Consider the following 12,692-nt stretch of genomic DNA (forward strand, 5'->3'; position numbering starts at 1 on the left):
TACCCCGATGATTACTGCCGGTGAAAAACGGCGGTCGCGCATGGGGCGCAGAAGGAAGGTTGTGCAAATTTACGTTCGGACGTTGACCGGATTACGGCAATAAAAAAGCCACCCGAAGGTGGCTTGTCGTTAGAACGCTGTTTAGTCCAGTTTTGGATGCTGGTCGATCAACGTCTGTTTTTTCTTTTCCAACTCGGCAATCTGCTCATTGATGTCTTCGACTTTCTGTTCGATGTTGTCGTAGTTTTCTTGCAGCAGCTCTTTGGCTTCCGAACGATCCGAAGCCGCCGGGGTGGCACCGCGCAGCGGTTTATTGGCGGTTTCTTTCATGTACAGGCCGGTGATCAGACCGATGACGGCGACGACCATCAGATAATAAGCCGGCATATACAGGTTCCCGGTCGCTTCGACCAGCCAGGCGGCTACCGTCGGCGTCGCACCGGCAACCAGTACCGAGATGTTGAATGAAATCGCCAACGCGCTGTAACGAATATGCGTCGGGAACATCGCCGGCAGGGTGGAGGCCATCACACCGGTGAAGGAGTTCAGCAGCACCGCCAGCACCAACAGACCGACGAAGATCAGACCAATCACGTTACTGTTGATCAGAATAAAGCAGGGGATAGACAGAGCCAACAGACCGACGCTGCCGCCGATAATAAACGGCTTACGGCCGATGCGGTCACTGGCCAGGCCTATGACCGGCTGCACGAACAACATACCGATCATGATGGCGATAATGATCAGTACGCCGTGATCTTCCGAGTAGTGCAGGTTATGCGACAGGTAGCTCGGCATGTAAGTCAGCAACATGTAATAGGTCACGTTGGTTGAAATCACGATACCGACGCAGACCAGCAGGCTTCTCCAGTGCTTGGCCGCGATCTCTTTGAAAGAGGTCTTCGGCGGGTTTTCGATGGCGTTGCGGTCGTCTTTCTCCATCTTTTCCACGTGCTGCTGGAAGGCCGGTGTTTCTTCCAGCGCATGGCGCAGGTACAAACCGATCAGACCCAAAGGCGCTGCGATAAAGAACGGAATACGCCAGCCCCAGTCGAGGAAGTTGGTTTCACCGACAATGCTGGAGATCAGTACCACCACGCCAGCACCCAGCACGAAACCGGCAATGGAGCCAAAATCAAGCCAGCTGCCCATAAAGCCGCGTTTTCTGTCCGGTGAGTATTCGGCTACGAAGATAGCCGCGCCGGAGTATTCGCCACCTACCGAGAAGCCCTGTGCCAATTTGGCCAGCAACAGCAGAACCGGTGCCCAGATGCCGATAGAGGCATAGGAAGGGATCAGGCCGATACAGAAGGTACTGACCGCCATGATAATAATGGTGATGGAGAGTACTTTCTGGCGACCGAATTTATCGCCCATCGCGCCAAAGAAGATACCGCCTAATGGACGTACCAGGAAGGGAACGGAAAAGGTCGCCAGTGCGGCAATCATCTGTACGCCAGGGGTGGCGCCAGGGAAAAAGACTTGCCCAAGGGCGTAGGCCACAAAGCCATATACACCGAAGTCGAACCATTCCATTGCGTTACCTAATGCGGCCGCGGTAATGGCTTTTTTCAGCTTGCTGTCATCGATGATGGTGATGTCATTAATATGCATCGGTTTATGTCGTTTTTTTCTTAACTTCATATAATCATCCCTTAATCAATTTTAGTCGTACGTGAATTCGCAATCCTCGTTCACTTCTTCTGCCCAGTTATCAGCGTGGCTAATATTATTGCGATGTTGCCAGATTCGCCACTGCCTTTTTTGTGTGATGCGAGTCACGTAATAAGTCAATTTTCACCGGGAATATGTCATTTAGGTGACTAATTATTTTGCATCTATAGCTTAGCGTTATATCTTGCGGCGATCAAATTTAGCAGTTTATCTTATCAATTTGCACCGATTTAGCGCATAAATAGATTAATTATTGTTCATAATGGTGGTTTTTTGTCTGGGAAGGGATGAAACAAGTATAGAAAGAACTGCAGTAAAAACGGGCAAAATTAATGCATTCCAGATGAAAAAGCCTGGCGCGATCGCCAGGCTCAGCCTTACTGCGCAGATCCACCAAACTCCAGATAGAGTTGCGCCAGGTTTTGGTATTGAGCGAACCGGTTTTCATCCACGGCCAGCTCCGCCAACCGACGGCGATTTTGCGCATCCAGCCAGAAATTAATCGGCACCGAGCCTTGCCGGTAGCGGCTTTCATTCAATCGTTCAGATTTACGCGCCAGCGCCAATGCCGCCTGCAGGTGTTTCTCCTGTGCCATCAGTTGCGTACGTAACGACAGGGCATCATCAATGTCGGCCATGGCTTTATACAGCGCCTGCTTGAATTCCAGCACCTGCAGTTCATAGTCGCTGCGGGCGATTTTGATATCGACGTCCATTTGCCGCCATTCGAGGAACGGCAGCGACAGTCCGGCACCTACCGTTGCCAGCGGATTACGCAAAAACTCCAGCAATGCGGTGCTGCTGGCACCTAATGAGCCCGTCAGGCTGAAGGCCGGGTAGTACTGGGTGCGTTTGATGTCCACGTTAGCCAGAGTTTCACGCAGTCGCCACTCTTTGGCACTGATATCCGGGCGATGGCGCAGCACGCTGGCCGGGATGCCGGCATTGATTTGCGGCAATGGACCGGTCGGCAGGCTCTCGGGCTCAACCACCGTGTTTCCCGGCGGCGCACCCAGCAGTACCGTCTGTTCGTTCAGCGCCTGTTGACGCTCACGCAGCAGTGCCAGATGGCTGCTTTGCTGATTAATCAGGTTCTGTTCGGCATCCACCACGTCCAATGAAGAGACGCTGCCCGCGCGGTAGCGTGCCTTGACCAGCCCCAGGGTTTGTTGGGAATAGTCGATGCTTTGCTGACTGACGCGGATTCGCTGATTGATAAAGCCGATACGCCAGTAATTCTTGCTGGCGCTGGCGAGCAAAGCCAGACGCGCACTTTGCAAATCCTGTTGCGTGGCCTGGCTGGCCCATTCCGCGGCGTCACGTTGCCGCGCCAGTTTGCCCCACAGATCTACCTCATAGCTGACGCCGAGATTGGCGCTGCTGTTTTTATTCCAGGCTGAGGAGCCTGAAAGGGCGGTATTGGCTCCGCTGCTGAGCGTTGCGTTCACACTTGGCGCGGTGCCGATATCAGCCCGCTGCGCCGCCAGTTGGGCACGGTAGACGCGCAGTGCGGCGGCGGCCAAATCGTTATTGGCCGCCATCACCTGTTGCAGCCATCGGTCCAACTGGGGATCGCGGAAATCACGCCAGTTGAATGGTTCTGACGTGTCGGCTTCGGCGTTTTGCTGCCAGTCGGCCGGATACTGCACCTTTGGAGACTGATACTCGCTTTTCAGCGCATTCCCGCAGCCGGTACTGAGCAAGGCCGCGAGGCATAACGCGAGAGGGGATAAGGTTTTCATAAGTTACTCGCTGGCCAGAGAAATGACCGGATCCATCCGCGCCGCTTTGCGGGCAGGGAGATAACCGAAGATCATGCCAATCAGGGTGGAGCAGCAGAAGGCCACGGCGGCGGCCTGCCAGGAATAGATGGCGGTGAGCATGCCCCCCGCTAACAGGGTAAACAGCGAACCAGCGGCGAATGACAGCAATATGCCCAATACACCGCCGATCAGGCAAACCAGCACGGCTTCTATCATAAATTGCTGCATGATATCGCTACGCCGGGCACCGACGGCCATGCGCACGCCGATTTCGTGCGTGCGTTCGGTCACTGACACCAGCATGATATTCATCACGCCCAGGCTGCCAATAATCAGGGAGATCGAGGCGACCATCAGGATCAGCAAGGTCAGCGTCATCGAGGTGTGTTCAATCGATTTTCGGTATTTGTCGAGATTGAACAGCATAAAATCCTTCACGCCATGACGTTGAGTCAGCAACTGTTTAATCGCGGCGACGGCGGCTTCGTTGGAGACGTCCTCTTTCAACCGGACATTAATGCTGCTCAGCGTCGATTTGCCCACCATGCGATACATCACGGTGGAGTAGGGCATCCATACTCTGATGCGGTTGGGGGCCGAATCCTGGTTACTTTGGACTATGCCGACCACCCGGGCCGGTACCGCACCGAGGAACACGATCTGGCCCAGAGGCTCAACGCCGAAATCGCCGAACAAAGCCTGCCGCGCGTTTTCGTCAATGATCACTTCCTGCAGCGCATTGCGGTCATCGAGGAAGTTTCGACCCTGTATCAGCTTGAGGCCGCTAACGCGCAGGTTATCGCGGCCCACGCCGCTGATCGATGCGTTGGCCGATTTGCTGCGAAAGCGAATGTTCTCTGAGGCGCTGACTTCAGGGCTGACGCTGTCGACAAAGCTCTGGCTGGCCAGCGCGTCGGCGTCCGCCGGTACCAGGGTGCGGATGCTGTCGATGCTGTCGTCAAAGAAATCACGCCCGGGATAAATGCTGACGACGTTAGTGCCCAGATCTTTAATGCTCTCCAGCGTGCGCTGTTTTGCGCCTTCGCCCAGGGCGACCACCGTAACCACGGCGGCGATGCCGAAAATGATGCCGGTCATAGTCAGCGCTGTGCGCAAGCGGTGGGCGTTCATCGCTTTCAGCGCCATCTGCAGTGACTCACGAGTACGATCGAGCAGGCTTTGCCAGTAGCCCTGTGCGGCAGGCGCGGTCTTTTGCATCGCCGGCAGTGGAGTTAACGATTTACGGCCGCTGTCGGCGACGATCTCGCCATCCTGCAGTTCGATAATACGCTGCGCGTGTTGGGCGACCTTCATATCGTGGGTGACGATCACCACCGTATGACCGCGTTGGTTGAGTTCGCTGAGGATCGCCAACACTTCCTGGCCGGATTTGGAGTCCAACGCGCCGGTCGGTTCGTCCGCCAGGATGATTTCACCGCCGTTGATTAACGAACGAGCAATGCTGACGCGCTGCTGCTGGCCCCCGGACAGTTGACCGGGTTTGTGGTGTTCACGGCCTTCCAACCCCAGGCGCGCCAACAATTGTGCCGCGCGCAGGCGACGTTGGTCGCGCTTGCTGTTGGCGTAAATCGCCGGGATTTCGACGTTGCCCAACGCGCTGATGTCCGGCATCAGGTGATAGCGCTGGAAGATAAAACCAATGTGTTCGCGGCGCAGCCTGGCTAATTCGTCCGGCGACAGGTGAGCGGCATTATGGCCGCTGATGAAATAGTCCCCCTGATCCGGCACGTCCAGACAACCGATGATGTTCATCAGCGTTGATTTGCCCGAGCCTGAGGCACCGATAATGGCGACCAACTCCCCGGCGGCAATCTTCAGATTGATGTTTTTCAGTACGGTTAATGGCTCGCTGCTGTTGGTATAGGTACGGCCAATGCCTTTCAGTTCAATAATGGCGTTCACAGTACCAGGCCTTCTTCGCCTGGCTTGGCGCTTTCCTGCACCAGCACTACGTTTTCACCCGCTTTTAATCCGGACAGGATTTGTATATCGACGTTGTTGGTAATACCGGTTGTCACCTCACGCATTTCCACCCGGTTATCCCCGGTCAGCACTTGTACCTGCTGTTTTTTGTCCGCATTTTTATGCACTGCCTGAATCGGAACCAACAGCGTATTTTTTGCCTCACCCAACAGCAATGAAACTTGTGCCGTCATGGCAATGCGCAGCCGGTTTTGCGGATTGGGCACGTCGAGCAGCGCGTTGTAATACACCGAAGCGTTGGCACTGCCGGAGCCTGAGGCGGAACCGCCGCCGCTGAGGGAGTCGTCTTTCATGATGGACTCAGGCGCCAATTCGACTGTGCGCAGCGTGGCGTCGTACTTTTTGTCCGGTTCGGAGAAAATGGTGAAGTAGGCTTTTTGTCCTTGGCTAACGCGGGTAATGTCGGCTTCGGAAATCTGTGCCTTGATGGTCATCACATCCAGCTGTGCCAGTTTGACGATGGTAGGGGCGCTCTGATTGGCGTTTACCGTTTGGCCTTGCTGGGTAATGACGGCAATCACAATGCCGTCCATCGGTGCCAGGATGCGGGTGTAGCTCAGATCGAGCTTCTTCTTGTCCACCTCAATTTGTGCCTGAACAATACGTGCATTCAGCGCGATCAGTTCGGCGCGGGTGGCGGCCAGCGTGGCCTCCGCCGTTTCAAAATCTTCGCGCGAACCGGCCTCATCGTTCAACATGCGTTTCTGGCGTTTGAAGCGGGATTCTGCCTGCTTCAACAGTGCCTGTTTGGCCTGCAAATCCGCTTTGGCCGCGTTCAGCGCCGCTTCGGCGTTACGCAGGTCGTTACGTTGCGGCAGATCGTCGATGTCGGCAATCGGCTGGCCTTTGGTGACCCGGTCGCCAAGTTTGACCTTCAGGGACTTCACCTGACCGGAAACCTGAGCACCGACGTTGACCCGTTCGAAAGCATCCAGCTTACCGGTGGCCAATACCGCGTTTTCGATATCGCCAAGGCGAACCGGCGTGGTGACATAGGGGGCCTGAGAGGGGCTTTGCAGTGAGATCAGTGTAACGACGGCAGTAATGACCAGCAGGACGCCGGCCAGAGTAAACGCCAAACGGCGCGGAGTGACTTTCATAATGTTATCCGTAACAGCAACGTTGATCCCAGAAGCCGCTATAGTGGCATCCAGTGCTTTAACTAACAATAAACATGCCGTAGACGGCGAGAGAAAAGTGCCAGTGTTTAACTATCGCGGAGAGAAAGTAATTGGCGGCTGAGGGAGGAATAGGCGAAAAAACAAGATTTCTCTTAAAATTCAGTTGTTCATACCTACTTGTGTTGAATCCATAGCATCAATATGGATAATAACGCCCCGAAGCAAAGGAATGCGCTATTAACTCAGTTGGCAGAGTGGTTGGTTTTATAATGCTTTTTTGGCTACAAAATTGATAGACGCGGGTTCGAGTCCTGCATAGCGCGCCAGCTTCCTTTTCGGACCAGTTATCATAAAGCGCACCCGGGTTGATTTGCACTATCGGCTCCTTGTTGGGATTTTCGGGTGTGCTTTACCCTAACCGGTTCTTTTCTTAATCTTCCTCTGTTGCAATCGATCTTTGCTAGACTCTAATCAGGCAGGTTCGCTGCCCGGCAACAGGAGATCGCCATGTCTGAGTCCGAGCAACTGCAGGAGTTATTGCAACGTGTAGCGGCGCTCGAAGCCAGAGAGAAGTCGCTGACCGCCGCCTCCAACGCCTATCAGGCAATCATCACCACCATGCTGGGCAACCTGGCTCAACAGGAGCGTGACAAGATTATTGCGATGATCGATCAGGCGCATGAACTTGCTTATGCGCGTGCTATTCAGCGCTGTAACGAACCGCAAAAGCAAAAAATCAAACAGGCCGACGATATCGCCCAGCGGATGTTTATGTTTGCCCAGGGCAAAAACTCGCTGCAGCGCTAGCCGCTGAAGGTATAACAGTTACCGATATTAAATTGCATAACTGATCTACCTGGGCAAACTGTACCTGTGTTAGTTTGAGGAATGATTATTGATAGCAATAATGTCCCCCCAAGGCATAAGGTTGTAGCTATGGACGCGATTAAAAGCATCTTGGTAAAAGAAATCGAACGGATCAATCGGCAGGAAGGACGTGACGGCAAGTTGCGCTTCAATAGCGAGTTTGCTCGCGATCACCGTTATCTGTGTCTCGCCATGTTTGCCGGTTATTTTGCCGTGATCGCCGTGATGTATCAGGTTCCTTACATGGGCTTCATCTCGTTTTTGGCTTTCACCGCTTTCGTTCTGTTCATGTTCGCCATGCTGCTGATTGAAATCAAACCGGTCTATCGCTTTGAAGATATTGGCGTGCTGGATCTGCGCGTTTGTTATAACGGCGAGTGGTATTTCACCCGCGCGCTGTCGCCGCAGTCGGTGAAGGCACTGCTGGATGAACCGACGATCGGTGCCGCAACGAAAACTCGCATGCAGGAAATCATCGCCAATAAAGGCGAGATCGACTTCTATGACGTCTACGATTTGGCGTACTCAAAGAAGCCGCAGGATGAGCAGCCTCAGGTGGCCGTGCTTAACTGAGGGTTTCCGCTCGCGCGGTTGTCGATTATACTCACGCATTGAAGTCAGATAAGCCTGAAAGCCTGAGGAATTTACGATGAGTGATGATATTTTCGATTTTGATATCGATGCCGAATTGGCGCAAGCAGAAGAAAAAGCGGCGCAGAAAGTGAAAGAACTCCCCGAGATCCTTGAGGACGAGGCGGATTGCGAAGGCTGTAAAATCTGATTGCCATCGCCTTTAAAGAACCGCTTCGGCGGTTTTTTTATGCCCCGAATTCGGGGGGCTGAAGGCAAAAAAAAAGCCCGTTTCAGGCGGGCCAACACTTAATAGGTATCAGGTGCATTTTTATCACCCTCTGCATTTAGCATACGCGCAATGGCCGGTGAGTGATTTCGGTGTTTTGTAACAAAACGGTAGTTGTAGTGTTGCTATGTTACTGCGCCTGGCTGGGGATTAATCCAGTACAAATCCCCATATCAGCAATACCGCCACAATAATCACGCAGAGTGCGGAGACGGTAACCAGTATCTTTCCCAGAATGTCTTTTTCTTGCTGCTGTGCCACGTTAACGTTATCCAATTAAGAGTCTATGGACCAAATCGGCGACGCCCAGGTCCAGCACTATAACAGTCAGTGCGAGCCCCAACATGGCCGATAGAAATCGAATTTTACTGTTCAAATCGATACCCATCACCGCGATGCGATGTTCCCAGAGTAAAGGTTAAAACGCCGGAGCTGAATGCCCGGTTTGGGTTATTCCAGAGGTTAAGAACCTTCCCAGGCTTATAAGTTCCGTCTGTTTGAAAGGTCCGCTGCGGGCATGGCCGCGCAGCAGACCGGTTATGCGGAGGGATCAGTCAGTAACAATTCTTACGCCGACTTTACTGATCGCATTGCCATCCATTTCGGCGATGGTCCAGGTCAGGCCATCCCATTCGATCTGATCGCCCACTACCGGTTCGCCGCCAATCAGTTGAATGACGAATTGGCCGAGCGTTTGCTGTTCATCCACGCCTTCGTGCAGATTCAGGCCATAAACCTGTGAAATATCGCTCAGGCGCGCGTCCGACTGCAGGATAAAATCACCGAAGAAGCGTTCATCCAGCGTAACCACCGGCGCCTGACTAAATAACTTACCCAGCACCGGCAGGTCGTGTTCGTGACCGATAACGCACAGAATGTCATCTTCGCGTAGTCGTGTGCTGCCGCTGGGGTGCAACAGCTCTTTGCCTCGGAACAATGCGGCAATGCGCGTACCCGGTGGCATTTTCAGCTCACGCAGCGCGGCACCGACGCACCAGTTTTCGGACGACAGCTGATAAACAAACTGCTCCCACTGGTTTTCAGGATGAACATCCAGCCCAACCCGTGAAATCGGCGCTAGCGCCGGCGGAACGATCACCTTGGCTTTCTTCGCGGCGAACGACAGGGTGGTGCCCTGCAGCAACAGGGAAACCAACACCACAAAGAAGGCGACATTAAAGAACAGCTGAGCATTGGGCAGGCCGGCCATCATCGGGAAGACGGCCAGAATCACCGGTACGGCCCCGCGCAGGCCGACCCAGGAGATAAAGCTGCGTTCGCGTAAGGTAAAACTGCGGAACGGCAACAGCCCGATAAATACCGACAGCGGTCGGGCAAATAAGATCATCCACAGCGAAAGCAGCAGGGCAGGGATGGCGATCGGCAGCAGCTCATGCGGATTCAGCAATAATCCCAGCACCAGGAACATGCCGATCTGGCTCAGCCATGCCAGGCCGTCGAAGGTTTGCACGATGCCGTGCCGGTTGCGGATCGGGCGATTACCCAGCATCAGGCCGCACAGGTATACCGCCAGAATGCCGCTGCCGTCCAGTGCGGTGGTCAGGGCAAAAATCAGAATGCCGCCGCTGACGGCCAGCAGTGGATACAGCCCTTCTGCCAGTTTAATGTGGTTGATTAACGTCAGCAGCAGCCAACCGCCGCCAAGACCAAAGATAATCCCCATGCCGAACTGCTGCAGCAGATGGAGAGGGAACATCCAGCTCAGCGTGGTTTCGCCTGCGGCGATCATCGCAATCAGCGTAATGGTAAGGAACACCGCCATGGGATCGTTGCTGCCGGATTCGATTTCCAGCGTGGCGCTGACGCGTTCGTTCAGTCCTTTACCACCTAATAGCGAGAAGACAGCCGCGGCGTCGGTGGAGCCGATAATGGCGCCAATCAGCATGCCCTGCAGCAGGTCGAGGTTGAACAGCCAGGCGGCGGCCAGCCCGGTCAGCCCGGCGGTGATCACTACGCCGATAGTTGCCAGCGAAAGTGCTGGCCACAGCGCGACGCGGAATGAGCTGACTCGGGTGCGCATCCCGCCGTCCAGCAGGATCACCGCCAGCGCCAGGTTACTGACCAGATAGGCCACCGGATAGTTGCTGAAAACGATACCGCCCGGACCATCGACCCCCGCCAACATGCCAATGGCCAGGAAGATCACCAGAATAGGAATACCCAGGCGTGACGAAAATGAACTGAGAAGAATACTTGCTCCCACCAACACGGCACCGATGATGAACAAACTGTTAATGGTGCTGGCATCCAAAATGACGTTCTCCTGCAGGCTGGGGGGAAGGGCGTTGCGCGCTAGCGCAGATACCCCCTGATGATAGCCTGTTTTTCAGGTAAAACGCCAAGGCTGATTCATAAAACAGTTTGACCTTTATTGTCATTTAAGCGGAGAAGCATATGGAAGTGGGGAGAAACCGGTGAACTTCTTTCTTTTATCTATATTTATCAGCTTGCTGTGATTTGGTTTAGGCAATAAATGGTGGGCGTTTCCGTGCCCGGATAAGGAAAAACCATTAAACCCCCTCCAGGAGGCTTAATGGTTTGCAGGCGAGGCGTTATAAATGGTCGAGTGACTGCAGGGCCCGTCTGATAAGCTCGGCAGCCAGTTTTCTTTCTGACTCTGAGATACCGTCAAGGTTAAGGCTGGAAAGTTCGGCGACCAGAATGCTGCGATCCTTGCCGCTGATCGACGAATCCAGTGCGGAAAGCAACCGGCCAAGAATTTTCAGCAGGGTGGCGTTTTCTGGCACGGCTTCCTGAGCCGAAGTGTCTTTATCAGTCATTAAAAATCCTCTCTGTCGTGACGGAAGGGAGATGCTGCAAGCCTTGTCGCGATGATGACAAAGCCGTCCCTTAGGGTTCATTGAGCCCAATCGCTACCGTAAGGCAGGGATGTGGATTTCCACTTATGCATTGCCGTTATAACAACTAGCGGCAATATGCTCCAGCATAACTTTGCCTTAACTTTCGCCACGGGGGTGAGCAATCTGTGCTCAGAGCCTGATTAAGCTGACGGCGTTGCCGGCACGAAGAGGAATGATAGTGGTTCTGGTAGACAGATGTATGACAGTAGGCACCCGGCAAGCCGAAACGGCCGCCGGGCAGTAGGATTATTGCGGTTTACCTGAGAACAGGAAACGGAACAGCGGGATACGTTTGTGCAGTTCATATAACAGGAAGGCGCAAGAGAAGACAAACACCAATCCGGCCAGAAAACCCAGCAGGTTATTGTTGATATGCGGCGTCACAAAAGCGCCATATATCAGGGTCAGCGGATGGTGCACCAGATATATAAACAGTGATGCATTCACCAGATAAGTGATGCGTGGCGAGTGATAGTTCAGCAGATTATGTCCGAATGAGAAAATCACGTTGGCCATCAGGATCCCCAGCAGGGTTTTGATCAGCACTTCCAGTTCAAACATATAGCTGCTGTGGGCCAAAAACTTCTGATTCAGCATATAGGCAATGAACAGCAACAGCGAACCGAGCAGCGCGCCGAGGGACGGCTTGAGGAAAATCTCTTTCAGCCACACGTACTTAAAGGCATAAGCGCCCAGGATGAAGAACGGAAGATAGAACATCGTCTCCATCACCACGAAATTGAACAGGCCGTTGGAAAGTAAACCCGGGGCAGCAATTAGGATAATACGGTGCGCGGCCGAATAGCATAAAGCATAAATAAGAAAGAGCAGTGAGATGTTTCTTAATCCGGTCATTTTATTTATCGGGTAAGGAACGGTATTATTTTTAAGTGCCTTGATTTTTTTGAACAGATAAAAACACAGGGTAGTCAGCAATGACAGGGTTAATAAAAACCACAGGTGAGAAACCAGCTCCCAAACTGTTACATTTATTTTCTGATAGAGCGAAAAATTTTCCCAACCGTTTAATTTGTCCGTGAAGTATTTCAGCATGAAAAACTGCGGCACAGTTATTAAGGGAATCGAACTCAGCAGGGGGATCGCCACTCGCTCAAGCCTGACCTTCAGCCACTGGTGGCGCTCGTAGCGCTCATAGAGCATGTAAGAGAAGTAGCCGGAAATCACGAAGAACACTTGCATGCGGAAAGCATGGATGAAGTCGTTCAGCACCGTCAGCGAGAAGGAGGGGCTGGCGCTGTTCACCGCCCAGGTATGGCTGGAATAAATCAGAGAAAGATGAAAAGGGATGCCGAGCAACATCAAATAAGCCCGGATCGAATCGAGGAAAAACTCGCGTTGGTTGCTGCCTTTAGTCATAGGTTACCGCTGGTGATTTTATCGAGTGGTCATTAACACGCTTAATAAGTCGGCAATGGTTAAATCGAATCACAAACCCTACTATACCGTTTCACATTTTTCCATAGCGTCTTGATGCGCGGCTTGCTACGCTGGTGTTTAGTCA

Annotated in this window: 11 protein-coding genes and 1 tRNA gene; 4 read left to right on the forward strand and 8 right to left on the reverse strand. The window is 53.3% G+C overall.

The window, feature by feature from the left end:
- Positions 1–141: 141 nt before the first annotated feature.
- The 4 genes from proP to EBA31_RS09245 form a co-directional block, all read right to left on the reverse strand.
- The gene (gene proP, locus EBA31_RS09230) at positions 142–1,644 is read right to left on the reverse strand and encodes a glycine betaine/L-proline transporter ProP (RefSeq protein WP_020826248.1); all 1,503 of its coding nucleotides are present in this window, start codon (positions 1,642–1,644) and stop codon (positions 142–144) included.
- Between the two features lie 407 nt (positions 1,645–2,051).
- Positions 2,052–3,416, reverse strand: coding sequence for a TolC family protein (locus tag EBA31_RS09235; RefSeq protein WP_122078550.1), 1,365 nt, complete (start codon positions 3,414–3,416; stop codon positions 2,052–2,054).
- A gap of 3 nt (positions 3,417–3,419) precedes the next feature.
- Entirely contained in the window at positions 3,420–5,360 is a 1,941-nt protein-coding gene (locus EBA31_RS09240; protein WP_122078552.1) for a MacB family efflux pump subunit, read from the reverse strand.
- Entirely contained in the window at positions 5,357–6,541 is a 1,185-nt protein-coding gene (locus tag EBA31_RS09245) for an efflux RND transporter periplasmic adaptor subunit (RefSeq protein WP_122078554.1), read from the reverse strand. The genes EBA31_RS09240 and EBA31_RS09245 overlap by 4 nt, the downstream gene beginning before the upstream one ends.
- A 252-nt stretch (positions 6,542–6,793) precedes the next feature.
- On the opposite strand from EBA31_RS09245, the gene EBA31_RS09250 reads away from it, so the two are divergent.
- The 4 genes from EBA31_RS09250 (at position 6,794) to EBA31_RS27165 (ending at position 8,210) form a co-directional block, all read left to right on the forward strand.
- Positions 6,794–6,888 (forward strand) — tRNA-OTHER (locus tag EBA31_RS09250).
- Between the two features lie 181 nt (positions 6,889–7,069).
- Positions 7,070–7,369 carry a hypothetical protein gene (locus EBA31_RS09255; RefSeq protein WP_122078556.1) on the forward strand — a complete coding sequence of 100 codons (300 nt, stop codon included), beginning with the start codon at positions 7,070–7,072 and terminating at the stop codon, positions 7,367–7,369.
- Positions 7,370–7,498: 129 nt separating this feature from the next.
- The gene (locus tag EBA31_RS09260) at positions 7,499–8,002 is read left to right on the forward strand and encodes a YlaC family protein (RefSeq protein ID WP_044549743.1); all 504 of its coding nucleotides are present in this window, start codon (positions 7,499–7,501) and stop codon (positions 8,000–8,002) included.
- A gap of 76 nt (positions 8,003–8,078) precedes the next feature.
- Positions 8,079–8,210, forward strand: a complete 132-nt coding sequence (locus EBA31_RS27165) for a hypothetical protein (RefSeq protein WP_012006291.1) — start codon at positions 8,079–8,081, stop codon at positions 8,208–8,210.
- A gap of 228 nt (positions 8,211–8,438) precedes the next feature.
- On the opposite strand, the gene EBA31_RS27170 is transcribed toward EBA31_RS27165, so the two are convergent.
- The 4 genes from EBA31_RS27170 to mdoC form a co-directional block, all read right to left on the reverse strand.
- Positions 8,439–8,564 (reverse strand): hypothetical protein, encoded by a 126-nt coding sequence (locus EBA31_RS27170; protein WP_255417459.1) that lies wholly within the window; start codon positions 8,562–8,564, stop codon positions 8,439–8,441.
- A 274-nt stretch (positions 8,565–8,838) separates the two neighbouring features.
- Complete coding sequence (locus EBA31_RS09265; RefSeq protein WP_122078558.1) at positions 8,839–10,560, reverse strand: potassium/proton antiporter; 1,722 nt, start codon at positions 10,558–10,560, stop codon at positions 8,839–8,841.
- Positions 10,561–10,861: 301 nt separating this feature from the next.
- Positions 10,862–11,089, reverse strand: a complete 228-nt coding sequence (locus tag EBA31_RS09270) for a hypothetical protein (RefSeq protein WP_020826300.1) — start codon at positions 11,087–11,089, stop codon at positions 10,862–10,864.
- 327 nt (positions 11,090–11,416) lie between these two features.
- Complete coding sequence (gene mdoC, locus EBA31_RS09275) at positions 11,417–12,547, reverse strand: glucans biosynthesis protein MdoC (RefSeq protein ID WP_122078560.1); 1,131 nt, start codon at positions 12,545–12,547, stop codon at positions 11,417–11,419.
- Positions 12,548–12,692 lie beyond the last annotated feature (145 nt).

Source organism: Serratia sp. P2ACOL2 (assembly GCF_003691565.1).
Taxonomy (GTDB): Bacteria; Pseudomonadota; Gammaproteobacteria; order Enterobacterales; family Enterobacteriaceae; genus Serratia; species Serratia liquefaciens.

Excerpts from the sequence above, each read along its gene's own strand:
- EBA31_RS27165 (WP_012006291.1), top strand. The coding sequence starts at position 8,079 with ATGAGTGATGATATTTTCGATTTTGATATCGATGCCGAATTGGCGCAA.
- EBA31_RS09270 (WP_020826300.1), bottom strand. The coding sequence starts at position 11,089 with ATGACTGATAAAGACACTTCGGCTCAGGAAGCCGTGCCAGAAAACGCC.
- EBA31_RS09235 (WP_122078550.1), bottom strand. The coding sequence starts at position 3,416 with ATGAAAACCTTATCCCCTCTCGCGTTATGCCTCGCGGCCTTGCTCAGT.
- EBA31_RS09245 (WP_122078554.1), bottom strand. The coding sequence starts at position 6,541 with ATGAAAGTCACTCCGCGCCGTTTGGCGTTTACTCTGGCCGGCGTCCTG.
- mdoC (WP_122078560.1), bottom strand. The coding sequence starts at position 12,547 with ATGACTAAAGGCAGCAACCAACGCGAGTTTTTCCTCGATTCGATCCGG.
- proP (WP_020826248.1), bottom strand. The coding sequence starts at position 1,644 with ATGAAGTTAAGAAAAAAACGACATAAACCGATGCATATTAATGACATC.
- EBA31_RS09260 (WP_044549743.1), top strand. The coding sequence starts at position 7,499 with ATGGACGCGATTAAAAGCATCTTGGTAAAAGAAATCGAACGGATCAAT.
- EBA31_RS09255 (WP_122078556.1), top strand. The coding sequence starts at position 7,070 with ATGTCTGAGTCCGAGCAACTGCAGGAGTTATTGCAACGTGTAGCGGCG.